We start from the raw sequence: 24,483 nt of genomic DNA, 5'->3' as shown, positions 1-24,483 counted from the left end.
CCAGTTCCGCTGTGTATTTTTAATATGCAGCGGAGTATCGAAGGCAAATGAATTAGTATGAACAAGGAGGCAGTCGTTATGCCAAATTATCGCGATCGTCGTCTCGCTCAAGAGATTTTAAAAGAGGTCAATGACATCTTGCGAAAAAAAGTTCGTGATCCGCGGGTCCAGGATGTAAACATCACTGATGTTCATGTCACAGGCGACTTGCAGCAAGCGACGATTTATTACAGCCTATTATCTGATAAGGCATCAGACAAAGAAAAGGCACAAGAAGGATTGAATAAAGCAAGCGGCTTGGTTCGTCGTGAATTAGGCCATGCCCTATCGATCTATAAAACACCAGAATTATTTTTTGAATTAGATGAATCAGTTGAATATGGTTCTAAAATCGATCAAATGATCCGTGACTTAAATAAAGAATAAATTCGTAAGAACCCGAAGAATTTTTCGGGTTCTTTTTTGACAATTTGCCCTTTTTTGGTGCGGTTTAATTGAGAAGTTTAATAATTAATGGTTGGTTGTCGAATTGGATACTGTGTTGATTGCATTATTGGACAAATCCTGTTAAAGTGTATGCAGTTTGTATTTAATCCTTTTGCTGGATATTTTTTCAAGGAGGCAAAGTCTAAAATGACTACGGAATTTGAAGAACGGATGAAGGCTCTCCATAAAGAATTTGAAAACCTGAGCCCTGAAGAACGTAAAGCCGTTAAACAAAAAATAAAGAGAATCAATGTCTTAACTTCTCGTAAATTAGAACGAATGAAGCATGATTTGCTGCGTATGGAAACAAAGCGTGCTCAGCTTTCGTTAGATGGTGAATCAAAAGAACTGTCTGATTTGGAAGATCGAATCATTATCAAGAAAAGAGAGTTCTTAAAATTATTATTTAAGGCAAAAGAGAATTGTTCCAAGAGGTGAGTGAATGGGCTTAATTGAGATTATTATCATTTTAGCCATTGCCATTACCTTATCGAATGTTTTAGCAAAAGTTTTCCCGTCGTTTCCAATCTTTATGATCCAAATCATTATCGGTATCATTCTTGGATTTACCGAAGTCGGCAGCTCCATCCATTTTGAGCCAGAAGTATTTCTAGTAATGATCATTGCGCCCTTATTATTCCGAGAAGGTGAGACCGCAGATATTCCGTCGATCTTGAAACATTTCGGTTTGATCTTGCTTCTGGCTTTTGGCGGCGTGATCTTTACCTTGTTTGGTTTGGGTTTTGTTTTGCATAGTATTTTGCCAGCGATTCCGATCGCGGCTTGTTTAGCTTTTGGAGCTTCTTTAGGACCAACTGATGCGGTAGCGGTTAGTTCGCTGGCGAAACGTTTAAATATTCCTGAATCGGTGATGCACGTCTTAGAAGGCGAAGGACTGATCAATGATGCAACGGGCGTAACAGCCTTTCAGTTTGCTGTAGCTGCGTTATTGACTGGTCAATTTTCTGCGGCGGATGCGTCAGTTTCTTTACTTGAATCAAGTATCGTTGGTGTTTTAGTTGGTTTAGTAATCATTTGGGTCAAAAATGAAGTCATAAAAATTATTGAGCGCATCTCAGCTCAAGACGTATCGGCGTATCTGCTGATTGAATTGATTTTGCCGTTTGCGGCCTATTTTATTGCGGAATTATTTCATGCTTCCGGGATTATTGCAGCGGTTGTTACAGGTGTCTTGCAGGCAACCGGCTTCCGGAGAGTTAATTTATTCGAAGCCCAGCTTTCTAATGTAACTGAAAGCTCATGGAGCACGATCAGCTTTATGCTGAACGCATTAGTTTTTATCTTCTTAGGGATTGAACTATCCCAAGTCTTTTCTCCAGTCTGGAATAGTCGAAATTATTCCAACATTCATCTATTAGGCATCGTATTGTTACTCACGGTTCTATTATTCGTTTTACGATTCATGTTTGTTAGTGGTTTTTACATCGTTACCCAAGGCTGGAAGAGAAATCATGAACAGTTGAGAGATCGATTGTTGTTGACCTTCGGCGGTGTTAAGGGGACTGTCAGTATCGCTACAATTTTCATTTTACCGACAACAATCAATGGTTTGGAGTTTCCTGAACGATCGCTGCTATTGTTCATTACAGCCTGCGTGACTTTTTTAACCTTAATCATCGGTATGATTTTGTTGCCGATTCTATCGGAAGGGGAAGTTGTACCGCCTACCGATCCTAAGTTAATGTTGATTCTTCGTGAAGTGATCAGCGAGCTTTACGAAGATTTAGATAATAAAAAGTTAAGCGAAAAAGAACGCTTTGCACTGCTTGCCGTAATTGCGAATTATCAAGGGCGTATTCAAATGGTCTTTAATAATTCGATGCCGGAAAGTGCGCAGCAGGAATTTCAAGAAATCCAAGCATTGATTATCTCGGTTGAACGCGACGGACTGGATGAAAGCTTTAGACGCCATCAAATTGATTCAGGCGCTTATCGCTTGTATTCACGTTTTATTTCAAACGTGTCTGAATCGGTTACGAAACAAATGTTGTCCTTACTTAGTTTTTGGTTGATCTTTGTTCGGCGTATTATTCGTGTCATTATGCATCCAAAAATGTTTTGGCAGCGGCGGCAGAAGCGTAAAGAGACAGTGGACAATGAAGATATTTCTACACTTAGAAAAATATTTATTCGCAACAGCGAAGCGATATTAGATAGTTTAGAAAACCTGCGGGATGTTTATGATGAAGATTTGATTGATTTCTTTGTTGATGAACGGAAAAATTTGATGCACCAAGTCAGCGGTCATGGATTATTTGGCACCTATTTGATTCAGCAAGATCCAATTTATGCGAAAGAATTGATTCGCGGGTTTTATTTGGAAAGAAAACTTATTGATAAGTACGAAGGCAATGAGGACATTTCTAATTTTGCGGCCAATAATTATCGGCACCAAGTCAATCAATTAGAATCCTATGCAATGCAGCAGCCATCTGATCCAAGTATTTCATTTGTGATCAATCGGCAACGTCAAAAGAAAAAAGCTAAAGAAAAGAATTACTAAACCGTCAGTTATAATTGACGGTTTTTTTGTGCTTTAAGAAAGTAAAAATACATTGTTTAGAAAGTCTAGTCGAATCGTCTGTCTGCTGAGTGAGCTATGTATTCTTCGACAGTTAAATACAGTGTCAAGCAGCCAGCGTTGACTTGCCATTTCTCAGAGCAGCTATGCTATAATGGGAACGTTGATTATAAATGGAAATGAGGAAACAGCGATGGACGGTATTTTGCCGTTATGGAAAGAACGCGGCATGACGAGTCATGACTGTGTCTTTAAACTAAGAAAAATTTTACAAACAAAAAAAGTCGGTCACGGTGGTACGTTAGATCCTGATGTGGATGGTGTCTTGCCGATCTGTATTGGAAAAGGAACCAAAGTGATCGAGTATTTACAAGATAGCGGAAAGATTTATGAAGGTGAGATCACACTGGGTTTTTCTACCACAACGGAGGATCGCAGCGGTGAAGTTGTCGAGACTAGAGCCGTAGAGCAACCACTCTCAATAGAAGAAATTGATCAAATGATGGCGACATTCATCGGGACAATCAAGCAGATCCCTCCGATGTATTCGGCTGTCAAAGTCAACGGCAAGCGTTTATATGAATATGCACGGGCTGGTGAGACGGTGGAACGACCAGAGCGTAAGGCGGTAATTGAAAGTTTTAAACGGACGACAGAGCCGGTTTATAATGAAGCGAATAAAACGCAAAGCTGGCGGTTTCAGGTAACCTGCGGCAAAGGGACCTATGTTCGAACCTTAGCGGTGGACCTTGGTGAAAAACTGGGCTATCCAGCGCACATGTCTGATCTGACACGTTTAGCCAGCGGCGGCTTTTCGGTAGGGCAGGCGGCTACCTTAGCTCAAGTCAGCGAACTGATGGAAAAAGGTCAGATCGATCAAGCGCTACAGCCGATCGAAGAGGCAATGAAAGAATTTCCGCGGATCGACTTGACGGATGCTGATTGGCAAAAAGTTAAAAATGGGCAGGTTTTACCAATGAAGGCTTTTGGAATCAAGCAAATGCCGGGCGAACTGATTGCTTTCTTTTATAATGATCAGTTAGTCAGTCTGTATGGACAGCATCCAGAAAAAAATTGGCTGCTAAAGCCCAGCAAAGTGATACGAAACGAAGTCAGTCCTGCTAGTCACAGTTTGTCTGATAACGAATAATAGACAACTTAAATAAATTCATGGATAGGAATCAGGAGGCATGTCAGATGGAAATTATAAAACTACGTCATCCTTATAAACCAGAAGAAATTCCTGCAGGAGATTGTGTGTTAGTCTTAGGTTTTTTTGATGGTGTTCATCGGGGACATCAAGAAGTGATTAATACTGGTAAAAAGATTGCGCAAGAAAAGAATTTAAAATTAGCGGTGATGACCTTTAACCAACATCCTGCAGTTGTATTCCAGCAAGTGCAAAGCAAACCAATCAAATATCTTTCTACTTTAAGACAGAAAGAGGAACGCATGGCAGAGTTAGGTGTGGATCTTTTATATGAAGTAGCATTCACCTCGTCATTTGCCGCACTGAATCCGCAAGCTTTTGTTGATCAGTATATCGTTGGGCTGCATGCTAAAGCCGCAGTTTCAGGCTTCGATTATAATTTCGGCAAGGATCAAACCGCCGATGCCAAGCATCTTCCTAAATATGCCAAGGATCGTTTTGAAGTGGTGATCGTTGCGAAGAAAACAGAAGAGCATGAAACCGAAAAAATCAGTTCTTCACGTATTCGCCGATTGCTGTCGGAGGGACGTTTGGATGAGGCGAATCATTTGTTAGGGTATATTTATGAAACTAGCGGAACTGTTATTCATGGGGAAGCACGCGGGAGAACTCTCGGTTATCCCACGGCAAACATTCAAGTGCCTGATGATATGAAATTGCCTAAAGAAGGAGTCTATGTTAATCAAATCAAAGTCGGCGATGAGTGGTATCCGGCAATGGGATCGATCGGACATAATGACACCTTTGGTTCGAATCGGATGCTGACGGTTGAGATCAACATTTTTGATTTTAATCAAGAAATTTATGGTGAAAAGGTCAAGGTGCGCTGGTATCATATGCTGCGGGGACAAGTAGCTTTTGAATCAGTTGAAGGGTTGATTAAGCAGCTGGATGCGGATGAGCAGGCTGCGCGAGATTATTTTGAACAGAACTAAGACATTCAGAAATGGATGTCTTTTTTTTTGACAAAATTTACCGAAGCAGAACCGAATCGTATTTGCTATCATAAAATAAAAAGGAGTCATTTAAATGGGAAATGATTGGTATATTCGACCTTATAAAAAAACTGATGAAGATCAATTATTTGTGATGATGGAAAAGGAAGCGGAGTGGAACGAATATTGTCGCGGCGAGGAGCGAAAAAAATATTCGACTGCTTTGCAAACTTCTCTGACCTATTTACTTTTCGAGGCTGAAAAGCTCTGCGGTTATGCTCGCTGTCGCGAAGATGATGGTTTTGGTGTTTATGTGTACGATTTATTGGTAGATGCCAGTTGTCGCGGGAAAAATTATGGCCGCTACCTGATGGAGCAAGCTTGCAAGGATTTCCCTGAGCAAAAGGTGTATGTAATGAGCGATGTTGATCCTTATTACGAAAAACAAGGTTATCAGAAAGAAGGAACGATTTTTATCGTGAAGCAGCAATAATTTTTTTCTGCTGTTGACTCTCCCTTAACAGGAGATAGTATTCTGTTAATGAAAGGGGAGGATCAGAGTGAATCCAGCTATCGAAGCAAAACAAGTAACAAAAGAAATTGGCGGAAAGAAAATCGTCAACCAACTATCCTTCACCATCAATAAAGGTGAAGTTTTTGGTCTGTTGGGGCCAAATGGAGCGGGGAAAACGACTACGATTGAAACACTTTTAGGAATCAAGCGACCCGATCAAGGCTCTACCAAAATTTTAGGGCTGGACCCGCGTAAACGGCGCCGTGAAGTTTTTGAACGAGTGGGCGTACAACTACAATCTTCCAGTTATCAAAATAATATCCGGGTGGGGGAATTATGCCGAGAGATCTCAAGTTTATACAAAGAGCCGCGAGATTATCAAGAATTATTGAACTTATTTAAGTTAGAAAGATTTGAAGCACAGCCTGTCGAGAAGCTCTCAGGCGGCGAAAAACAAAAACTTTCTATTGTACTCGCTTTGATTCCAGATCCAGAAATTATCTTCTTGGACGAATTAACGACGGGATTGGATACTGAAGCACGCAGAAACGTTTGGCAAACTTTGCTCAAACTCAAAGAGACGCAACTGACAATCTTCTTGACGACTCATTATATGGAAGAGGCCGAGATTCTTTGTGATCGACTCTTTCTGATCAAGCGAGGCAACATGGTCGCGGAAGGAACAGTTTCTGAGTTATTGACTGAGAGTTGTCAAAATAATCTGGAAGATGCCTATCTTTGGTATGTAGGGGAGGATGAAGATGAATAAGGTACTTAACTTAGCGAAAATCGAAGGAAAATTAGCGCTTCGTTCAATTGATGGTGTTCTTTTTGGAATCGGCATGCCCTTAGGTGTCTTGCTATTGATCACCATGATTGCGGGGAATAAGCAAGCGGGCAATGCTTCCTATACTTTTTTAGACAGCAGTTTTAGTTCTCTTTTAGCCGTAGGTATTTGTGCGACTGCTTTCATGGGTATTCCGCTGACAATTTGTGATTATCGCGACAAGAAAATACTCAAGCACTTTTTCGTGACACCTGCTTCACCAGGTCATTTGATCGCTACTCAGGTGGTCGTTGCCATGGTCACGGCAATCATCTCTGCTGGATTAGTAGCACTTGTATCGGTTGTTTTTCTAGGTTATCGGATGCGGGGAAGCTGGGGATTATTGATTGCTAGTTACTTTTTAGTTATGATTGCTATGTATAGTCTAGGACTATTGATCGCCAGTGTGTGTAAAAACATGAAGATCGCGAATCTAGTTTGCAGTTTAGTCTATTTTCCGATGCTGTTTTTATCGGGTGCCGTGATTCCTTTTGAAATCTTTCCAGAAGGAATGCAAAAAGTTGCAAGTGTTCTGCCATTAACACAAGGCGTTCAACTACTAAAGAGTGTCAGTCTGAATCAACCAGTCGGTAATCCGCAGTTTGTTCTGATTCTATTGGGTGTGATCACAGTCGCAGGCTTCGGATTAGCTGCGAAACTATTTCGTTGGGAATAAAAGGAGGACTTCATGGAACAGGAATGTGAAAAAATCGAAGAAAAACTCTATCGCATCGGGATGTTTTCTAAAATGAATCAAGTGACAATCAAAACATTACGGTATTACGATGAAGTGGGGCTGCTGCGGCCCCGCTTCATCGATCCTGATAATGGGTATCGCTATTATAGCTCCAGCCAGCTGGAGCCGCTGCATCGTCTTTTAGCACTGCGAGGAATCGGCTACAGTATTGAAGAAATCAAGCAAGTGCAAGACGGTGTAAGTGAGCAGCGCATCTTGCAACGGAAGAAGCAGCAGTTAATGAAAGAAATTTCCGAACGTATGTCGATGCTTTCTCAGATCGAAGGCTATCTACAACAGGAAGAAGAAAATTATCATATGGTAGTCAAAAAGCTGCCGGAAGCAATCGTCGCTTCGATGCGGAAAACTGTCCCGAATTTTCAGGCGCTGTTTTCGACGATTCCTGAGATGGGTGCACAGATGGAAAGAGCGGGGTGTGTATGTGCTGTACCGGAATATTGTTTTAATATCTACCATGATAATGAGTATAAAGAGGAAAACATCGATATCGAAATCTGCGAAGCTGTGACTGAAATGAAGGAAGATGTAGGTGACTTAAAATTCAAATACATTGATGAAGTACCTGAGGCAGTTTGTACAATGCATAAGGGCTCATATAAAGGTATTCCTAAAGCATATGCCGCAGCAATCGAATTTGTTGAAAATAATGGTTACGAGATTATTGATTCAGCTCGAGAAAATTATATTGATGGGCTTTGGAATAAGGACTCTGAGTATGACTGGCTGACAGAAATCCAAATTCCTGTCAAAAAAATATAAGGATTAAAAGAAATCTTTGCAAAAAGATTTCTTTTTTTGTGATTTGTTGAAGAAAAATGACAAAAATTAATTGTTTGGTTGAGTCGGTTGTGCTACGCTAGATTTAGTTTCAATGAAAACGCTATAAAAAAAGGAAAGAAGGAAAGAAAAATGGCAAAAGAACGTTTTGTAAGGGTGTATTCTCAAGGGAAATTGGACGCAATCATGGTCTTTGTTGATCGTGAAACGGGTGTGAACTACATGTTTAACAAAGTTGGTTATGCTGGCGGGTTAACGCCGTTATTAGACAAAGAGGGGAAACCAGTCATCACACCAGCCGAAGAATTGAATAAATTATAAACGGCACTAGCGAACAAGCTTGTATTTTACTCTTATGCTAAACTTTTATTATAAAGGAAAAAGGTAATCGAGTGAGGAGTGAGTAAAATGCATGCTTGGGAAGCTATCCAAAAATCAGTAGACCATATTGAAGAGCACATCAAAGAAGAATTAACGATTGAAGACTTGGCAAAAGTTTCCTATTTGTCGCTGTACTATTTTCAAAAATTATTTAGCCGTTTGGTTGGAAAAACAGTGAATGAGTATATCAAGGCTAGAAGAGTTGCAAATGCGAAACCTTTATTGAGATCGACTGATCGAAGAATCGCAGATATTGCGCTGGAGTACGGTTTTAATAGTCACGAAACGTTTACTAAGGCCTTTAAAGAAATTTATGGAATCACGCCTGATGTGTATCGTAAAAGTAAAATCTTGCTAACGGATTTTTTGAAGCCGGATTTGTCGATTTATTACACGCTGGTGGATGAGGGCGTGCCGCTGATGGTTGATGATATGGTGTTGGAAATAAACCAGCGGAAACTTGAGAAAAAAGAATATTACACCGGTATTTCACGACAAGTAGATGCGAGAGAAATGAATACTGCTGGTGTGAACACACTGATTGAATTGTGGGATGAATTTCATGAGAAGAAAGACACGATTCCCAATTTGACGGAAGATGGACTTGAAGTTGATTATTTTACGACCGATGCCACACCGGGTAAAGTTCAATATTTTGTAGGCGGTCTATCTAATAGCAGTGAAGCCGCTGGGTTTGATCAATTTTGTCTAGAGTCTGGTGATTTTTATGTCTGCACATTTGAGGCGGAGAATTTTAAGTATTTAGTAGAAGATGCTTTGTATAAAGCAAACAACTATTTTTTTGGAACGTGGCTGCAAAAACATGACATCGGAATGGAAGAGATGGAACCATTTTTGATTCAGAAATATGTAAATGTGACCAATGATCCAAAAATCGAAATATGGATCAAACCGACAAATAACAAATAAAAATCTTCGGATCAATTTAACGATCCGAAGATTTTTAATTTTCTTTTTCTTTATCAATTGAAAGTGCTGCTTCTTTGTGGAACGCGTAGCCCCAAAAAATACCAGTCAGCTGTGTAATTAGAAATAGTGCGATCAAGGGGACGGCTGCTGTGAAGGGCGAAGATGTATGGTACAGAGTAATCAAAGGACTTTTAAAAATGATTAGCAGACTGCTCAATAATATATTGATGATATTTCCAATGATCAGCAAGGAAATCTGTTGCGTTATTTTAGCATAAAACCCGATAATCACCGTAAGAATTAAAAATAGAAAAATTCCTATAATCGAGTCAAAGAGGTAATCAATTGCCAATGAAAGATGGACATAGGGAATCAAAAAGAAAATAAAGGGACTTTGCATGATTCTTTTCCTATTCAGCGAAAAAACCTCCTTAAATAATTTTCTATAGTTATTTTATGATTGAAGAATGGTCAAAGCAATATAAAAGTAAAAAATACGATTGATAATGAAAGTTCTTTTATGCTGCTATCAACAAAACATTATCTGTTTAGAGCTAAATTTTTTCTTCCGAAAGTAAAATTTGCGAGTTTAAAAAAGAAAGAAATCCAATAAAAATCTTTAAAAATTCAGAAAGTAAAAATAAATCAATAGCAGAAATCAACGGGAATTTGGCTAAGATAGCGATTACTAAGCAAATAGACAGGAGATATTTTTTCTTTACTATCTGAGAGATTGTGATAATATGATTAAAAATGGAGGGGTTATATGAATAAATTGCAAGATCGATTTAACAAAAATGTTTATGAAATCGCCGTCTCATTGATTCGTCAATTTGATGAAAAAGTCTCTGGAATTCCTAATATGCTGAAGCTGACATTAGGCGAGCCGGATTTTAATACCCCCGAGCACGTCAAAGAAGCAGGGCAGCAAGCGATCAAGGATAATTTCAGCCATTATACCGGCATGTCTGGTTTGATCGATGTTCGAGAAGCAGCGAGCCGTTTTTTATCTGAGAAATATACAGTGAATTATGAACCGACGACCGAAGTTTTGGTGACCGTAGGAGCAACCGAAGCGCTGTCGGCTAGTTTGTTAGCCATTTTAGAGGCAGGGGATAAAGTATTGCTGCCGGCACCAACGTATCCAGGATATGAACCGCTGATTTTATTGGCGGGTGCTGAGCCTGTTTATATCGATACTCGGGAAACTGGTTTTGTCTTAACACCGGAACAAATCGATCAGGCGATGGCAGAGCATGGGGATAAGGTCAAAGCAATCATTATCACATCGCCATCCAATCCAACGGGTGTGGCTTACAATGAAGCAGAAGTTTCTGCGTTGAGCGAGACGTTGAAAAAATATCCGATTTTTGTAATCAGCGATGAAATTTATAGTGAGCTGAATTATGAGACGAAGCATGTTTCATTCGGAAAATATTTACGGGAACAAACGATTTTAATTAATGGCTTGTCAAAATCTCATGCCATGACCGGCTGGCGCATCGGCTTTATCTTCGCACCGGCGGAATTAACTGAGCAGATCATCAAAGTCCATCAATATTTGGTAACAGCGGCTTCGACGATTTCCCAAAAGGCTGCAGTTCGTGCCTTAGTACAAGGGATTTCTGACGCTGAAATAATGAGAGAAGAGTATCGAGAACGCCGTGATTATGTCTATCAAGCCATGACGAAACTAGGCTTTGAAGTAGCACGACCTTCTGGTGCATTTTACATCTTTGCAAAAATACCGGCAGGTCTTGAACAAGATTCGATGACTTTCTGTATTGACCTTGCCGAAAAAAATCAATTAGCAATTATTCCGGGAATCGCCTTTGGCCGAGAAGGTGAAGGCTATGTTCGAATCAGTTATGCGGCTTCAATGGAAAATTTAGTCGAAGCAATGAACCGCTTAGCAGCATATGTAGAAAATTAAAAAGAAACGATCAAATCGAAAAAGATTTGATCGTTTCTTTTTTAGTTATTTAAGTAGTTGAAAAGACCGCTGATGGTCTTTTCAGTCAAGTCGACTTCTTTACCATCAATAGTTGCTCTCACTACATGATAATAATCTGGCAGATCAGGAACCTCTTTTAACTGTGCCGCAACAAAATCATTGGCACTAGGATACGTTTTTTCTTTTTCAGAGTCGTTTAGTTCATAGGTAATCACTAACATCTTTATTCGCTTCTCTCATTTGTAATTTTCATTGCAAAGGTATTGTACATCAAAACTAATAAAAAGTAAGCTAATATGTCTTTACCAAACATTTACAGTTCTTTACCGATCGTTTACATGCATTCAACAGGATATTTACTTTCCATTGGTAAAGTAACCATGTACTAAAGATATGAGAGGCGGCCCAATGGATTGCGTCGATTTCTCAAAAAAGCATGATCTATTATAAGGAGTGTACATGATGAAGAAAATTATTTTAGCATTAGCATTTTCAGGGATTATCCTAGCTGGGTGCGGTACCGGCAATGCAACAAAGGATCCCAGCTCAGCTAAAGAGGATACAGCGAAAATTACAGCAGTAGGTTCGACCGCTTTGCAGCCGTTAGTTGATGCGGCGCAAGAAAGCTATACTCAAGATCATCCCAACGTTCAAATCTCTGTTCAAGGCGGCGGAAGCGGTACAGGCTTGAGCCAAGTTGAGAGCGGTTCGGTAGAAATCGGCAACTCCGATGTATTTGCTGAAGAAAAAGACGGCGTGGACGCTAGTAAATTAGTGGATCATAAAGTCGCAGTAGTTGGCTTTGTCCCAGTTGTAAATAAAGATGTAGGTGTGAAAGATGTCAGCAAACAACAATTAATCGATATCTTTACAGGAAAAATCAAGAATTGGAAAGAGCTTGGCGGAAAAGACGAAGAGATCCAAGTAGTGAACCGGGCATCAGGCAGCGGAACACGCGCGACCTTCGAAAAATGGGGATTAGACGGTAAAGAACCGATTCAGTCACAAGAACAGGATTCATCGGGTACGGTGAAAAAAATCGTGGCGCAGACTCCAGGTGCAATCAGCTACCTTGCTTTATCTTACGTTGATGATAGTCTGCAAGCACTGCAATTAGATGGTGTAACAGCTAACGACAAAAATATCACTACTAACAAATGGCCTATCTGGTCTTACGAGCATATGTATACAAATGGCAAACCAGAAAAGGCATTAGCCGATTTCTTGAAATACATGACCAGCGATGACATCCAGTCAGGTCCAGTCAAAGAATTGGGCTACTTGCCAATTACTTCAATGAAAGTTGAACGCTCTGTTGACGGCACAGTGAAATAAACAGCTTCACAGGAGTGATTGAAGACAAATCAACAGCTTCCCTAAATAAAAAAAGGATCGCGGATTATTCCGCGATCCTTATTTGTTTGGTAATTTAAGAATGAAGGTTGAGCCAAGTTTTGGATGACTTTCAACTTCAATCGTTCCGCCGAGAATCTCGCTGTATTCTTTGACGATCGCAAGTCCTAGTCCGGTTCCGCCAGAGTTGCGGGCACGTGCTTTGTCTACGCGATAAAAGCGTTCGAAAATACGTTTTTGATCATTCTGAGACATCCCAATTCCGTGATCGGTAACGGTTATTTCCAATTCCTCTGTTAGGCGATAGCTTAACTCGATCAGACTTTCTTCAGGTGAATATTGAATCGCGTTCTCCAAAAGATTTTTGATGATCGGTTGGAAGAATGTTAGGCGTGTTTGATAAAAACAGTTTTCTGCACCATCGACAACAACGGTGATTTGTTTATTCTTCAGTAAATGTTCGTACAAGCCTATTTGCTGGTGAAGAAAATGATTCAGTTCGATCGTTTGCCGATCCTCAGCCAGATCATCACTGTCTTTTGATAATTCGATGATATCTTGAATCAATCGCTGCAAACGCTTCGCATCATTTTGCATAATGTTCAAAAATTCTTCGGTCAATTCTGGATCATCCTTGGCACCATCCAATAAAGTTTCCGTAAAACCTAATAAAGAGGTTACGGGTGTTTTTAATTCGTGTGAGACATTTCCCACAAAGTCGCGTTGGATTTTTTCCAAGCGGCGAACATGGGTCAGATCATAGACGGTTCCCATGATTTGATCCCCTTTGATTTCATTTTCAATATACCGCAGACGAATATCTAAATTCATCGAGCTTGGCAGTTTGGCTGAAATTTCTTGGTGGACTTGATTTTTATCCACTAGAACTTGCTGGATCAACTGAATAAATTTATTGTCCTCAATCACTTGCCAATAATAGTGCTCATTGGCCCCGCCAATTTGTAATAACTCTTCCATCGCCGGATTGATCATGATGAAGCGTCCTTCGGTATCAAGAATGAAGACTCCGATAGTCAGTTCATGAAAGAGTGTTGAAAATTGCTCCTCGGTTGAGGTGTAGGCCGCATAGGTTTCATTCAGCTGTTCACTAATTTGATTGACTGTGAGATACAGCTCCTGCCATTGCGGCGAATCCTGCATGACATAGTTGCTCTTTTCGGGTTCCTTCAACATTCGCTGTAAAACCGGCAGCACTGTTTCGATCGGTCGATTTCGCTGATAAGTCAAATAGCAGATAATCAAATAGATAAACGCATAAAATAAGAACAAAATAATAAAAATCGTCCGCTGGAAATTCCGCGTTTTAGGTTGAAAGGCGGAGGTTCTTTTTGCGACACGCAAAATTCCGACCGTTTCATCGCCAGAGCGAATCGGCTGAGCAGTATAGAGCAATTCCGTTTTTAGCGTTGTACTGTAGCGAACCGATGAACCAACATCATTGCTGTTTAAAACTATTTTTACTTCCGGTCTATTTTCACGATTCCCAGTAAGATTCGGTTCCGTGCTGTCGAAAATTATTTTTCCTTTTGCATCTAATAATGTAATTCGGTCATGGGCTTCTTTAGAAAAACTTTCGATCGCTTGTTTGTTATTGCTGGAATCCAGCTGATTTAGGTCTAACCGATGGATCATAAGCTCCCCATTACTAGTCAGAAATTCTTCCTGCTGCTCCAATAATTCTTTTGTATAGAAATGATTGGCTAATTTCCAGCTGCCAAAAAAGAGCAGACAAATCAGCAAGAAGGGAATTAGATAGTCTAAATGCTTACGTTTCATTGAGCCGGCACCTGAAATTTATAGCCGAAGCCCCGGACAGTCTGCAGGTATTGCGGATGCTTGGGATCAACTTCGATTTTTTCCCGTAAATGGGACACGTGAACATCCACGATCCGACTTTGCCCAGAAAAATCATACTGCCAAATTCGATCAAGCAGAGTGTCGCGATCGATTACACGCTCTTTACGCTTCATAAAGTAGACCAGCAGTTCAAACTCTTTTGGAGTCAATTCGATTTTTTTATCTCGTACAGTCACTTGATAATTAGAAAGATCGGCCTTAATCTCGCCGGCTGTTAAAAATTCATGTTCGATAACTTCTTGGCGCGGCTCCACTCGCCGGAAGATGGCTTTCATTCGGGCCAATACTTCTCGAGGAGAGAACGGTTTAGTCAAGTAATCATCGGCTCCGATCTCCAACCCTAAAATGCGGTCAATCGCATCGTCTTTAGCGGTGAGCATTAGAATTGGTGTGTCGACTTTTTCTTGCCGTAATTTTTTCGCGATTTCCAACCCATCCATCGATGGCAGCATCACGTCTAAAATAATAAAATCAAATTTTTCATTCAAGGCCAGCTCATAGCCTTCTTTTCCGTCTTCGGCGGTAGTGACAGCATAACCTTCTTTTTCTAAATTAAAGCTTAGCAGCTTTACGATCGAAAGCTCATCGTCTACGACTAATACACGTTTCATAAGGGTCTCCTTTTTTAAAAAACTTTTCATTTGTGAAAGACTATTTCCATACCTGAATAAATGGTATAATGGGAAGGCAGTTTTGTCACCTATTTTCTATTAATTTGATGGGAGAAATAACGATGTTGGGAATTAGTGCTTGTTTAGGCGGCATAGCTTGTCGTTATGACGGTGGATCAAATGAAATCACAGAGCTGAAGCATTTGGTGTCAGCAGGTCAAGCAATCATGGTTTGTCCAGAAGTTTTAGGCGGACTGCCAACACCACGGCATCCTGCAGAGATACAAGGCGGCGATGGTTTTGATGTGTGGCAGGGCAAAGCACGGGTTTTGGACAATGCAGGAAATGATTTGACTGAAGCCTTTAAGCAAGGGGCAATCAAAGCCTACGAAGAATTGCGCGATTTGCAGATTACAGGCTTGGTTCTAAAGGAAAGAAGCCCGTCCTGCGGCAGCAGCTTAATCTATGATGGCAGCTTCTCCGGTACGCGAATCAAAGGAGCGGGTGTGGCAACCGCGTATTTTATCCAACAGGGATTACCCGTTTATTCTGAAGAAAATTGGCAAGAAATGAGGATGACGTAATGGAGATCGAAAAAACGAATCGCATGAACGCGTTGTTTGAATTCTATGCGACGCTGTTAACAGAAAAGCAGATGAACTATATGGAGTTGTATTACGCTGATGATTTTTCTTTAGGAGAAATTGCCGAGGAATATCAGGTGAGTCGGCAGGCGGTTTATGATAATATCAAAAGAACAGAAAAAATCTTGGAAGATTACGAGCGCAAGCTGCATTTATTTTCTGATTACATCGTAAGAGAAGAGCAGCTGGATAAGCTGGAGCTGTATGTAACCGAGCATTACCCTAAAGATGAATTCTTAGCCGAAACAATCACGGGCTTACAAGATTTAGACGAATAAAAATGTCAGATCGATTTTATAATTTGGTAAATTGATTGACCGTTTGGACACAGGATTTTTTTGAGAAAATTTGTACCTTAATAGTAGAAAGGAAAATAAGCAATGGCATTTGAAAGTTTGACGCAGCGCCTACAAGCTGCGATGGGAAAATTACGTAAAAAAGGAAAAGTGACAGAATCAGATATCACTGAAATGATGCGAGAAATTCGTCTCGCTTTACTAGAAGCCGATGTTAACTTACAAGTTGTGAAGCAATTTACGAAGGAAGTACGTACACGAGCTTTAGGTGTTGAAGTGATGGAAAGCCTGACCCCAGCACAACAAATCGTCAAAATCGTTGATGAAGAATTAACTAAGACGCTGGGATCTGAAGCAGTCGGTATCGAAAAATCACCAAAGATCCCGACAGTCATCATGATGGCTGGTTTGCAAGGGGCAGGTAAAACAACCTTTGCTGGAAAACTTGCCAACCAATTGATTAAAAATGAAAAAGCGCGTCCTTTAATGATCGCAGGTGATGTGTACCGTCCAGCGGCCATCGACCAATTGAAAGTCTTAGGCCAACAATTGAATGTTCCCGTTTTTGATATGGGCACGGATGTCAGTCCGGTTGAGATCGTACGCAAAGGGATGGAACAAGCTCGAGAAAATAAAAATGACTATGTCTTGATCGATACGGCTGGTCGCTTGCACATTGATGAAGCTTTAATGGAAGAGTTAAAACAAATCAAAGCAATCGCCGAGCCGAATGAAATTCTGCTAGTTGTCGATGCCATGACCGGTCAAGATGCCGTTAATGTCGCAGAAAGCTTTAACGAACAGCTGGGAATTACCGGGGTGGTCATCACTAAATTAGATGGTGACACTCGTGGTGGTGCGGCGCTGTCGATTCGTGCTGTGACTGGTGCGCCAATCAAATTTATTGGTTCAGGTGAAAAGCTGACTGATTTAGAAGTCTTCCATCCAGATCGGATGTCTAGCCGAATCTTGGGTATGGGGGATATGCTGACCCTGATCGAAAAAGCCCAACAAGATTACGATGAGAAGAAAGCGGAAGAGCTTACCCGCAAGATGAAGGAAAACAGCTTTGACTTCAATGACTTTATCGAGCAATTGGATCAAGTAATGGGGATGGGCCCAATCGAGGATCTGCTGAAAATGATTCCTGGTATGAGTCAAATGCCTGGTATTGAAAACGTCAAAGTCGATCCTAAAGATGTCGAGCGTAAAAAAGCTATGGTCTTCTCAATGACACCGGCAGAACGGGAAAATCCAGATTTGTTGAACCCAAGCCGTCGCCGGCGTATCGCCGCTGGTTCAGGCAACTCAGTGGTAGAAGTCAATCGCATGATTAAGCAATTCAAAGAATCACGCAAAATGATGCAGCAAATGAGTAAAGGCAGTATGCCAGCAGGAATGGATCAAATGTTTGGCACAGGTATCAAAGGGAAAATGGGTAAGATGGCCATGAATCGTATGGTCAAGAAGAACAAAAAGAGAAAAAAGAAACGCAAATAAGAAAAGCCGCGTCTGTCTCAAATACGAGACAGACGCTTTTTTTATGCGTTAAACTTTTCATAATGCGGTACAGCTATTTCAAAACAAATCGTTGTTAATGTCGAGTATACAGTGGTACGTGTATTGGGGTAGATACATTTTTTATTAAAGAGCCAGCTTCAGAAAGAATCGCCAGTGAAAAAGAAAGAAGACGCCAGCAAGACTTAGAAGCAGATAGATTTGCGGTTCTCGTTTAGGAAACATCTGAATATCTTTAGGAACTTTGTGAATGATCCTTTGACTGAATTTCCAAATGAGAAAGCCAAAGAGCGCACCGAGAGTGTTCATGAGCAAATCATCAATATCCGTCGCTCTGCGATTAAATAATTGAAGAAGCTCAATCATTAACGAAAACTCAAAGCCTAATAAAACTGTAGTTCCTAAGTTGCGACACTGCTTCCAAATCAGCGGTAATAAAAATCCTAGCGGTGTAAACATGATGATATTCAGAATATTCAACATACCAACACCAGATTGAAATGGAATGAGATTAATTTCCTCAGATCGAATCAACTCTGGGTAGCTGAGAATATCCCCAAGTGTTCCAATCCCAGTGACATCGATAACTAGATAAAGATAAAACAGAAAGACCCAACGCCAAATCATGGATGAAAGAAAAATATTTTCATTTTTCCTTCTTAACGTGAAGAATTGATAGATAAGACACGGTAAAAAGATACAGGCAACGCGATAGATTAGGAATAGAATATCTAAAATCATCAAAGAATCACCCCGTTCGCTGGTTTAGTTTGTTCAAGGCGCGGGTCAGAGTTTTTGTAAACCCGCGGAAAAAAATGATAAATGCGCAGATTAGACCGACAATTAAAGTTACAGTAATGTTTGACAAGATTGGGTTGCTGATTGAAATATCGGCCTGCTCATAAATTTTTCTGCTTAAAAAGTAACCCCACGGATCAAAGAAGCTAGTATTAAGGATAAATGAGGTAAAAAGCGTCATTATTCCCCAAATTGGCCAACGAGATTTTTTGTGCAGTAAATAGGCGTTATCATTTTCCAGCGAGATAGTTTGATATTTTTTGAAAGCCCAAAACATAAGGAGTGAACTGAGTGAAATAAATAGTAGATTCATCCACCAGTGGCCACCCATTTTTCCAACTGAACTAACAAATAAAGTTTTAGGAAATTGTTTATGCGTAATTTGCTTTGCTGTGTAGATGATATTTCCTACACTATAAACACTACGTGGGAAATTAAGCATTAACCACCAGTAAACGGCCCAAGTTAAGGGCCCGAAAACAATATTTCCTACCATTGATCCAATAAAGGCGCTGCTGGCAAACATGAAGGATAGCAAACAAAAGTTGCTGATGACAGAAGTAAACAGTTGTCCCAGCGTTGCATTCATATATGGCGCAGGAATTAATGTATGAATCAAAACAGCGTAAAGTGATTGTCCAACTAGGATCGAAAGCAGAAAAGGCAATGCGACATATAAAAGCTTTTTCTTGAACAGTTCTTTTCTTGAAGCCCCTAATGAGAATAAAAACTGGTTAAAGCCGGTTTTTTGATCAATAAAAAAGAGTAAAAAACCAATCAAAGGAACGAACAGTAATAGAAATGCTTCAGACATATAAGAGAAATTTGAAACATAAGGAAACATTTTGGAATAGTTGGATGCTTTTGAAATTATTTCAAAAGTGACTCCTTCTTGTGTATAGAAAGAATCAGGTGAGCCAATACTATAAAAAATAAGTTGCTCTTGACGATAATCCTTATATGAAGCAAACGGCACTTCTTTCATTTCAACATTGTCCCATGAAGAGGACAGATTTTCTTTGTGCTCTTCGTAGAATTGCTTATCGTTCGGATCATTATATGCATTTTTCCATCGGTTATTTTGGTTCACAGCATTAAAGAGGCATGAACCAATGACTAGCACGCAAGCCGCAATCAAAACTTTCTTATAACGTTCAAAGTAAATGGACCGAATCATTTTAAGCTCCCCTTTCTATGTTGTTTTAGATTTGCTTCGAAGAGGTCTTCTAAGGACAAAGGTAATTCTTCGTAAACGAGAGGATCGAATTCTTTGATTGCAGCCTCTAGTTCTTCTGAAAAATGCTCAAAGACAACCGTAACCACCCGCCCTTGAAAATCCAGCATTTTGGAATTTTCCTTCACCACAGAAGGGACTTTTTTTGTTTTGAAAACAAGTTGAAGCTTTTTGGCATTTTCCCGCATTTCCTCCAAGCGATAGTCTTTGATAATCGACTGATTCTTTAAGAGTAAAACACGATCAACCAAATTTTCTAATTCAGTCAGATTATGGGATGAAATCAGAGCAGTTCGCGAGTGTTCACCCAAATGTTCCATTAATAATCCAATTACTTCTTTTTTTACAATGACATCCAACCCATCAAAGGGCTCATCCAACAATAAATAGCGTGCGTTGGAGCAGACAGCTAAAATAATTTGGAATAATGCTTGCTGACCTTTTGAAAGCTGACGGTAATTCTGTTTTAATGAAAATTCGTGTTTTTTGACTAAGTCTGAAAATAATAGTTGATTAAACTTCGGGTAAGCTATTTGATAAAATTTGGCGATTTTTCGCAAAGAATACGTTCGTAAAAAATTTTCTTTTTCATCAATAAAAAAGATTTCTTGTTTAACGATCGGATGTTGAAATACTGATTTTTGGTCGATCGTGATATCGCCCGTGTCTGGTAGATATTGTCCAGCTAGTACACGTAGTAAGGTAGTCTTTCCGGAACCGTTGAGGCCGACCAGACCAACAATTTCACTTTCAAATAGTTCAAACTCGATGTCTTTTAGGACTGAGCGGTGATCGATTGTTTTGGTTAGCTGTTTGACAATCAAGATGAGTGACCTCCTAAACTTTTTTCTGCATCTTTAATCCATTGCACTAATTCTTCCTGTGAGATTTGTAAGTGTCGCGCTTCAATGACTAATTCATTTAAGTCATTCTTTAGTTCTTGAACGCGAATTTCATCTCGCGGCGTTTCTTCAATTGCACGAACAAAGGTGCCTTTGCCTTTGACCGTAACTAAAACTTTTTCTGTTTCCAGCACTTTATAAGCTTTACTGATCGTGTTGGGATTCATCAAAAGCTGTTTAGCCATTTCTCTGACTGAGGGAATCTTGTCACCAGGCTGCAGAATTCCATGTAAAATATCTTCTTTGATTCCTAATACTAATTGTTCATAATAGGCTCGACTGCTGTTTTTATCGATATGAACCATCTCATCACCACCCTATTCGGCTGTTTATGTGTACTAGTATACATAGTACACTTTAGTTAGGCAATGACTTTTTTTCATTTTCTGCTATACTAAAGGGGAGCGTATGTTCGCTTTTTTAAAATTTAAAAATAGGAGTGATGAAGATGTATCGTTGTCAATGGTCAGGTAATAATGAAAATATGCAGGTGTATCATGATACGGTGTGGGGTGTTCCAGAATATGATGATCAACGTCTGTTTCGCAAGCTGGTTTTGGATATGAACCAAGCAGGGTTAAGCTGGCAAACTATTTTGAATAAAATGGCTAATTTTGACCAAGCATATGAACAATTTGAGATCGAAAAGGTCGCTAATTTTGATGAAGCAAAGGTAGAAGAGTTAATGCAAGATGCCGGAATTATTCGTAATCGCCGCAAGATCGAAGCTGCTATCATCAATGCACAGAAAATTTTAGAGATGCAGGCTGAAGGATTAAGTTTTTCGGATTATTTATGGGGCTATACCGACCATCAAGTAATTGATAATAAAGTGGGGGCCGCTTCAGAGGTACCTGCTAAAACTGACTTATCAGATAAAATTGCAAAGGATTTGAAAAAACGCGGCTTCAAGTTTGTTGGCAGCACGACGATTTATGCTTTTTTACAAGCAGTTGGAATCGTGAATGATCATGAAACTGAGTGTTTTCGTCATAAGGAGTTAGTGCAAGATTAGTGCTGACTAATTTTCAGGATGTTTGTGACGCAAAGAAATTGAATAGAAGGCAGGGGTTTGATGGCAAGAGCAGTTTTTTATGGAGCGATCAGTTTAGATGGCTATTTGGCAGATAAAGAGGACCGACTAGAGTGGCTGTATCATCAAGAAGGCGGAGAGCTTGTACCTTATGAAAAGTTCTATCAAACGATTGACTACACGATAATGGGACGGCGAACTTATGAAGTTGGTAAACGTGATGCGGGGTCAGAAGTCTTCTATCCAGAAAAGAAAAACTATGTTTTTAGTCATTCGGCGATTAAAGTCGATGATAATATACAGGTGGTTAATGAAGATCCAGTTGAATTTATTAAGAAGCTTCCTTCGGATAAAACCGTTTGGGTTGTTGGTGGAGGAGCACTATTGAAGCCTGTGATTGAGGCGGGTTTGATCGAAGAATGGTGGATTCAGATTGTACCGATTTTATTAGGTGAGGGAGTGCCGTTATTCTTGCCTCAAACCAATCAGCAGAAATTCCAATTGTTGGAAACGGAACAATTTGGCCAATTTGCTCAATTACATTTAAAAAAATAAAAAGAAGATTCCTTCTCCAATGAAAACTGGAAAAGGAATCTTTTTTTTGATGTAATTAATTAGTTTGTATTGTGGTCGGATTAAAAGTTTTATCAGTTAAAAATTTTATCTATACTCTGTCGGTGTGCAACCGCGGAAGAAACTTTCGCTTGCTTTGAGTTTTATGATCAAAAAAGGTTCTTCACTCCATATAGTTAAAAAATTTAAACTAGAATACTATAACGCTTCCAAAAACATGCTTTCTATATGTTAAGCTTAGATAAATTCGGTGAATCGACTTCGTTTTAGGAATTTTCTCATTTCCTCAATCAGAGTATCCTATTGACAAGACGCGTGCTAGTAATAGTTTAATGCAGAATATCTGGATATCGGTATTAATTATTGGTTTCTGTATTTTGATGGGTTGGTTTGTAAAACTAGCATTAGAACCGAAAAAGAAGCAGAAGGAGAGTATAGATGAAGAAGTATACAGAAGATTTAAGAAGCACGCTGGCGAAGCTGCCAGTTCCTGATTTGGAAAACACATTGAAAGAACTGAATGAATGGGTAAAACCAGTTGTTTCTTCGGAGGAGTTGCTGCAATTTGAAACATTCTCTGAGCGTTTTGCTAAGCAGGAGGGACCTGTTTTACAACGTGCCTTGGAAGAACATGCTCAAAACACTACAGGAAGCTGGCTTGCACCTTTTTGGATAAAAAGTTATCTGAATACTCGTGGAAATATTCAAAGTGAAACCAATTTTTCCTTGACGATTCGTCCCGAATACCACCAGCACCTTGGTTCAATAAATTCTAAAGCAGCTTTAATCATTGAGCGGCTGACGTTAATTTTTCTTTCACTGATCAATGAGACTTATCCGCTGGAGCTTGATCCTAAAGGAAATAATGTGGATATGAGCTATTATCGTAATCTTTTTAAAAGCTGTCGGTTGCCTGATAGCGGTAAGGATAAGTTTTTTGTAGGTGACGATTCTCCTGAAAATAATCATATTATTGTCATTAAGGATAGCAACTTCTATCAATTAAAAGTAACAGATAATAAAGGAAAAGCAATCAGTGCAGATGAGCTGCATGCAAATCTGTGCTCTCTCAGCGCTGATAAAAATGAACAGGGCTTTGGCGTAGAAAGCTTGAGTGGTGCTAATCGCAATTTGGCTCACCAAACTTATGAAGAGTTAGGGAAAAAAAGCGAAAATCAGCATATCCTTCATTTAATTAAAAATGCGCTGTTTATTATCGGACTTCCTAGCTCCGCACCAGAATCTACTCAAGATCAAATGAAGGAAGGCCTGCTAGGGTGGCAAGATCAGTGGTTTTCTAAAACTATGCAATTATTGATACACGAAAATGGCGCTGTCAGTCTAAATTTTGAGCATACCGCTATCGACGGCGTACCGGTTTTAAATGTTTTAAGTCAAGTTTTCACGAAATGCAGTGCAACTCCGTTGATCGAAAAACGACCGGCAAATCCGTTGCTGACAAAGCTGGATTGGTTATTGACACCAGAAGCAATGGATTTGCTGAATGAATGCAAAGAAGAGGTACAGCAGGTATATGAAGGACACGCTTTTGTACATCACGAGTTTTCACACTTTGGAAAAGGGTTGATCAAAAAAGCCAAAATCAGTCCGGATGCCTTCTTTCATATTGCTTTGGCGTTAGCGCAATATGATCAGTTTGCTCAACTTCAAAGTGTGTACGAACCAGTTGCCATGCGTCATTATTACGAAGGAAGAACAGCCTCTGCCCGCTCGATTAGTCAATCAAAAAAAGAACTCGTTTCTTACTGGTTCCAAGAAGAACAGGCAACGGATCGTTCTTTGCTAATTAAAAAAATTCATCAAGCCGCGGCTGCACACACTCAGCGAATCGGAAAATGTCAAATGGGGCAGGGTATAGAGCGTCATTTATTCGGTTTAAGCTGTATCAATCAGCTGACACAAGCTCAACCAGAAAAGGCGAATTATTTTCTCCAAGCTGACAGTTTGAAGAAAATGCAAAGTGACTTTATTTCCTCGACCGGAATTCCTTTTCCTATTCTAGCAAGCTTTACCTTTGGTCCGGTGAACCCAGTCGGTTTTGGTCTTTATTATAGTCTGCTGAATGATCGAATCATTATCGATATTTCTGCAAAAAAAGAGCAGGAGAATGCCGCAAAGGAAATGTCTGAAAAAATAGTGAAATATCTGGAACAGTTAGCTGAACTGTTGGACTTAGTTTAGCAGTATTACTTTGCTTTTCTGTTCAATAATAAAAATGCCTATACTATCAGGAGATTGTACCGACCCCCAAAAGTTAGACCAAAAATCTAACTTCGGGAGGTCGGTATTTTTATGGCTAAATATAGTTTT

Annotated in this window: 27 protein-coding genes; 19 read left to right on the top strand and 8 right to left on the bottom strand. The window is 39.8% G+C overall.

Features of this window, described 5'->3' with window-relative positions:
- Positions 1–78 precede the first annotated feature (78 nt).
- The 11 genes from rbfA (at position 79) to FFR60_RS20415 (ending at position 9,358) form a co-directional block, all read left to right on the top strand.
- Positions 79–426 carry a 30S ribosome-binding factor RbfA gene (gene rbfA, locus FFR60_RS20465; RefSeq protein ID WP_088932914.1) on the top strand — a complete coding sequence of 116 codons (348 nt, stop codon included), beginning with the start codon at positions 79–81 and terminating at the stop codon, positions 424–426.
- 207 nt (positions 427–633) lie between these two features.
- On the top strand, positions 634–924 hold the full coding sequence (locus FFR60_RS20460; protein ID WP_088932913.1) for a hypothetical protein: 291 nt from the start codon (positions 634–636) through the stop codon (positions 922–924).
- 4 nt (positions 925–928) lie between these two features.
- Entirely contained in the window at positions 929–3,010 is a 2,082-nt protein-coding gene (locus tag FFR60_RS20455; protein ID WP_137665610.1) for a cation:proton antiporter, read from the top strand.
- 211 nt (positions 3,011–3,221) lie between these two features.
- Entirely contained in the window at positions 3,222–4,178 is a 957-nt protein-coding gene (gene truB, locus FFR60_RS20450) for a tRNA pseudouridine(55) synthase TruB (RefSeq protein WP_137665626.1), read from the top strand.
- A gap of 47 nt (positions 4,179–4,225) precedes the next feature.
- Entirely contained in the window at positions 4,226–5,173 is a 948-nt protein-coding gene (gene ribF / locus FFR60_RS20445) for a riboflavin biosynthesis protein RibF (RefSeq protein WP_088932911.1), read from the top strand.
- A 94-nt stretch (positions 5,174–5,267) separates the two neighbouring features.
- On the top strand, positions 5,268–5,666 hold the full coding sequence (locus tag FFR60_RS20440) for a GNAT family N-acetyltransferase (RefSeq protein ID WP_137665609.1): 399 nt from the start codon (positions 5,268–5,270) through the stop codon (positions 5,664–5,666).
- A 67-nt stretch (positions 5,667–5,733) separates the two neighbouring features.
- The gene (locus FFR60_RS20435) at positions 5,734–6,456 is read left to right on the top strand and encodes an ABC transporter ATP-binding protein (RefSeq protein WP_137665608.1); all 723 of its coding nucleotides are present in this window, start codon (positions 5,734–5,736) and stop codon (positions 6,454–6,456) included.
- Positions 6,449–7,189 (top strand): ABC transporter permease, encoded by a 741-nt coding sequence (locus FFR60_RS20430; protein ID WP_137665607.1) that lies wholly within the window; start codon positions 6,449–6,451, stop codon positions 7,187–7,189. The genes FFR60_RS20435 and FFR60_RS20430 overlap by 8 nt, the downstream gene beginning before the upstream one ends.
- A gap of 12 nt (positions 7,190–7,201) precedes the next feature.
- Positions 7,202–8,029, top strand: coding sequence for a MerR family transcriptional regulator (locus FFR60_RS20425; RefSeq protein ID WP_137665606.1), 828 nt, complete (start codon positions 7,202–7,204; stop codon positions 8,027–8,029).
- Positions 8,030–8,179: 150 nt separating this feature from the next.
- A complete protein-coding gene (locus FFR60_RS20420; RefSeq protein ID WP_137665605.1) occupies positions 8,180–8,368 on the top strand; it encodes a DUF6440 family protein in 189 nt (62 codons plus the stop codon).
- Between the two features lie 87 nt (positions 8,369–8,455).
- Complete coding sequence (locus FFR60_RS20415) at positions 8,456–9,358, top strand: helix-turn-helix domain-containing protein (RefSeq protein WP_137665604.1); 903 nt, start codon at positions 8,456–8,458, stop codon at positions 9,356–9,358.
- Between the two features lie 34 nt (positions 9,359–9,392).
- Here FFR60_RS20415 and FFR60_RS20410 read toward each other — a convergent pair whose 3' ends face one another.
- Complete coding sequence (locus tag FFR60_RS20410; protein WP_249355054.1) at positions 9,393–9,758, bottom strand: hypothetical protein; 366 nt, start codon at positions 9,756–9,758, stop codon at positions 9,393–9,395.
- A 366-nt stretch (positions 9,759–10,124) separates the two neighbouring features.
- Here FFR60_RS20410 and FFR60_RS20405 point away from each other — a divergent pair, with 366 nt between their 5' ends.
- Positions 10,125–11,291, top strand: a complete 1,167-nt coding sequence (locus FFR60_RS20405) for a pyridoxal phosphate-dependent aminotransferase (protein ID WP_137665602.1) — start codon at positions 10,125–10,127, stop codon at positions 11,289–11,291.
- Positions 11,292–11,332: 41 nt separating this feature from the next.
- Here FFR60_RS20405 and FFR60_RS20400 read toward each other — a convergent pair whose 3' ends face one another.
- Positions 11,333–11,533: a DUF4649 family protein gene (locus tag FFR60_RS20400; RefSeq protein WP_137665601.1), complete on the bottom strand. Its 201-nt coding sequence runs from the start codon at positions 11,531–11,533 to the stop codon at positions 11,333–11,335.
- 241 nt (positions 11,534–11,774) lie between these two features.
- Between FFR60_RS20400 and FFR60_RS20395 the strand changes: the two genes are divergently transcribed.
- Complete coding sequence (locus tag FFR60_RS20395) at positions 11,775–12,647, top strand: phosphate ABC transporter substrate-binding protein PstS family protein (protein ID WP_137665625.1); 873 nt, start codon at positions 11,775–11,777, stop codon at positions 12,645–12,647.
- A 78-nt stretch (positions 12,648–12,725) separates the two neighbouring features.
- Here the strand turns inward: FFR60_RS20395 and FFR60_RS20390 are convergent, their stop codons facing one another.
- Positions 12,726–14,462, bottom strand: a complete 1,737-nt coding sequence (locus FFR60_RS20390; RefSeq protein WP_137665600.1) for a sensor histidine kinase — start codon at positions 14,460–14,462, stop codon at positions 12,726–12,728.
- Positions 14,459–15,154, bottom strand: coding sequence for a response regulator transcription factor (locus tag FFR60_RS20385; RefSeq protein WP_088932899.1), 696 nt, complete (start codon positions 15,152–15,154; stop codon positions 14,459–14,461). Before FFR60_RS20385 ends, FFR60_RS20390 begins: the two co-directional genes overlap by 4 nt.
- Before the next feature lie 122 nt (positions 15,155–15,276).
- Here FFR60_RS20385 and FFR60_RS20380 point away from each other — a divergent pair, with 122 nt between their 5' ends.
- The 3 genes from FFR60_RS20380 (at position 15,277) to ffh (ending at position 17,594) form a co-directional block, all read left to right on the top strand.
- A complete protein-coding gene (locus tag FFR60_RS20380; RefSeq protein WP_088932898.1) occupies positions 15,277–15,738 on the top strand; it encodes a 2-thiouracil desulfurase family protein in 462 nt (153 codons plus the stop codon).
- Complete coding sequence (locus FFR60_RS20375) at positions 15,738–16,076, top strand: putative DNA-binding protein (protein ID WP_088932897.1); 339 nt, start codon at positions 15,738–15,740, stop codon at positions 16,074–16,076. The genes FFR60_RS20380 and FFR60_RS20375 overlap by 1 nt, the downstream gene beginning before the upstream one ends.
- 102 nt (positions 16,077–16,178) lie before the next feature.
- Entirely contained in the window at positions 16,179–17,594 is a 1,416-nt protein-coding gene (ffh, locus tag FFR60_RS20370) for a signal recognition particle protein (RefSeq protein WP_137665599.1), read from the top strand.
- A gap of 144 nt (positions 17,595–17,738) precedes the next feature.
- Here the strand turns inward: ffh and FFR60_RS20365 are convergent, their stop codons facing one another.
- The 4 genes from FFR60_RS20365 to FFR60_RS20350 are packed head-to-tail and all read right to left on the bottom strand — an operon-like array spanning position 17,739 to position 20,851.
- The gene (locus tag FFR60_RS20365; RefSeq protein WP_249355053.1) at positions 17,739–18,353 is read right to left on the bottom strand and encodes a VanZ family protein; all 615 of its coding nucleotides are present in this window, start codon (positions 18,351–18,353) and stop codon (positions 17,739–17,741) included.
- 7 nt (positions 18,354–18,360) lie between these two features.
- Positions 18,361–19,587 (bottom strand): ABC transporter permease, encoded by a 1,227-nt coding sequence (locus tag FFR60_RS20360; protein WP_137665597.1) that lies wholly within the window; start codon positions 19,585–19,587, stop codon positions 18,361–18,363.
- Complete coding sequence (locus FFR60_RS20355) at positions 19,584–20,468, bottom strand: ATP-binding cassette domain-containing protein (RefSeq protein ID WP_137665596.1); 885 nt, start codon at positions 20,466–20,468, stop codon at positions 19,584–19,586. The genes FFR60_RS20360 and FFR60_RS20355 overlap by 4 nt, the downstream gene beginning before the upstream one ends.
- The gene (locus tag FFR60_RS20350) at positions 20,465–20,851 is read right to left on the bottom strand and encodes a GntR family transcriptional regulator (protein WP_137665595.1); all 387 of its coding nucleotides are present in this window, start codon (positions 20,849–20,851) and stop codon (positions 20,465–20,467) included. The genes FFR60_RS20355 and FFR60_RS20350 overlap by 4 nt, the downstream gene beginning before the upstream one ends.
- A gap of 143 nt (positions 20,852–20,994) precedes the next feature.
- Here FFR60_RS20350 and FFR60_RS20345 point away from each other — a divergent pair, with 143 nt between their 5' ends.
- The 3 genes from FFR60_RS20345 (at position 20,995) to FFR60_RS20335 (ending at position 24,354) form a co-directional block, all read left to right on the top strand.
- Positions 20,995–21,561 carry a DNA-3-methyladenine glycosylase I gene (locus FFR60_RS20345; RefSeq protein WP_137665594.1) on the top strand — a complete coding sequence of 189 codons (567 nt, stop codon included), beginning with the start codon at positions 20,995–20,997 and terminating at the stop codon, positions 21,559–21,561.
- A 60-nt stretch (positions 21,562–21,621) separates the two neighbouring features.
- The gene (locus tag FFR60_RS20340; RefSeq protein ID WP_137665593.1) at positions 21,622–22,134 is read left to right on the top strand and encodes a dihydrofolate reductase family protein; all 513 of its coding nucleotides are present in this window, start codon (positions 21,622–21,624) and stop codon (positions 22,132–22,134) included.
- Between the two features lie 456 nt (positions 22,135–22,590).
- The gene (locus tag FFR60_RS20335) at positions 22,591–24,354 is read left to right on the top strand and encodes a choline/carnitine O-acyltransferase (protein ID WP_137665592.1); all 1,764 of its coding nucleotides are present in this window, start codon (positions 22,591–22,593) and stop codon (positions 24,352–24,354) included.
- Positions 24,355–24,483 lie beyond the last annotated feature (129 nt).

Origin of the sequence: Enterococcus hulanensis (assembly GCF_005405485.1) — a bacterium.
GTDB lineage: Bacteria > Bacillota > Bacilli > Lactobacillales > Enterococcaceae > Enterococcus_A > Enterococcus_A hulanensis.
The sequence above is the reverse complement of the archived record's forward strand: the minus strand, read 5'-3'. Positions and strand labels throughout refer to the sequence as shown.

Excerpts from the sequence above, each read along its gene's own strand:
- FFR60_RS20340 (WP_137665593.1), top strand. The coding sequence starts at position 21,622 with ATGGCAAGAGCAGTTTTTTATGGAGCGATCAGTTTAGATGGCTATTTG.
- FFR60_RS20430 (WP_137665607.1), top strand. The coding sequence starts at position 6,449 with ATGAATAAGGTACTTAACTTAGCGAAAATCGAAGGAAAATTAGCGCTT.
- FFR60_RS20385 (WP_088932899.1), bottom strand. The coding sequence starts at position 15,154 with ATGAAACGTGTATTAGTCGTAGACGATGAGCTTTCGATCGTAAAGCTG.
- FFR60_RS20410 (WP_249355054.1), bottom strand. The coding sequence starts at position 9,758 with ATGCAAAGTCCCTTTATTTTCTTTTTGATTCCCTATGTCCATCTTTCA.
- FFR60_RS20395 (WP_137665625.1), top strand. The coding sequence starts at position 11,775 with ATGAAGAAAATTATTTTAGCATTAGCATTTTCAGGGATTATCCTAGCT.
- FFR60_RS20350 (WP_137665595.1), bottom strand. The coding sequence starts at position 20,851 with ATGGTTCATATCGATAAAAACAGCAGTCGAGCCTATTATGAACAATTA.
- truB (WP_137665626.1), top strand. The coding sequence starts at position 3,222 with ATGGACGGTATTTTGCCGTTATGGAAAGAACGCGGCATGACGAGTCAT.
- ribF (WP_088932911.1), top strand. The coding sequence starts at position 4,226 with ATGGAAATTATAAAACTACGTCATCCTTATAAACCAGAAGAAATTCCT.
- FFR60_RS20365 (WP_249355053.1), bottom strand. The coding sequence starts at position 18,353 with ATGATTTTAGATATTCTATTCCTAATCTATCGCGTTGCCTGTATCTTT.
- FFR60_RS20345 (WP_137665594.1), top strand. The coding sequence starts at position 20,995 with ATGTATCGTTGTCAATGGTCAGGTAATAATGAAAATATGCAGGTGTAT.
- FFR60_RS20335 (WP_137665592.1), top strand. The coding sequence starts at position 22,591 with ATGAAGAAGTATACAGAAGATTTAAGAAGCACGCTGGCGAAGCTGCCA.
- FFR60_RS20375 (WP_088932897.1), top strand. The coding sequence starts at position 15,738 with ATGGAGATCGAAAAAACGAATCGCATGAACGCGTTGTTTGAATTCTAT.
- FFR60_RS20390 (WP_137665600.1), bottom strand. The coding sequence starts at position 14,462 with ATGAAACGTAAGCATTTAGACTATCTAATTCCCTTCTTGCTGATTTGT.
- FFR60_RS20455 (WP_137665610.1), top strand. The coding sequence starts at position 929 with ATGGGCTTAATTGAGATTATTATCATTTTAGCCATTGCCATTACCTTA.
- FFR60_RS20405 (WP_137665602.1), top strand. The coding sequence starts at position 10,125 with ATGAATAAATTGCAAGATCGATTTAACAAAAATGTTTATGAAATCGCC.
- FFR60_RS20440 (WP_137665609.1), top strand. The coding sequence starts at position 5,268 with ATGGGAAATGATTGGTATATTCGACCTTATAAAAAAACTGATGAAGAT.
- FFR60_RS20460 (WP_088932913.1), top strand. The coding sequence starts at position 634 with ATGACTACGGAATTTGAAGAACGGATGAAGGCTCTCCATAAAGAATTT.
- rbfA (WP_088932914.1), top strand. The coding sequence starts at position 79 with ATGCCAAATTATCGCGATCGTCGTCTCGCTCAAGAGATTTTAAAAGAG.
- ffh (WP_137665599.1), top strand. The coding sequence starts at position 16,179 with ATGGCATTTGAAAGTTTGACGCAGCGCCTACAAGCTGCGATGGGAAAA.
- FFR60_RS20415 (WP_137665604.1), top strand. The coding sequence starts at position 8,456 with ATGCATGCTTGGGAAGCTATCCAAAAATCAGTAGACCATATTGAAGAG.
- FFR60_RS20420 (WP_137665605.1), top strand. The coding sequence starts at position 8,180 with ATGGCAAAAGAACGTTTTGTAAGGGTGTATTCTCAAGGGAAATTGGAC.
- FFR60_RS20400 (WP_137665601.1), bottom strand. The coding sequence starts at position 11,533 with ATGTTAGTGATTACCTATGAACTAAACGACTCTGAAAAAGAAAAAACG.
- FFR60_RS20360 (WP_137665597.1), bottom strand. The coding sequence starts at position 19,587 with ATGATTCGGTCCATTTACTTTGAACGTTATAAGAAAGTTTTGATTGCG.
- FFR60_RS20380 (WP_088932898.1), top strand. The coding sequence starts at position 15,277 with ATGTTGGGAATTAGTGCTTGTTTAGGCGGCATAGCTTGTCGTTATGAC.
- FFR60_RS20425 (WP_137665606.1), top strand. The coding sequence starts at position 7,202 with ATGGAACAGGAATGTGAAAAAATCGAAGAAAAACTCTATCGCATCGGG.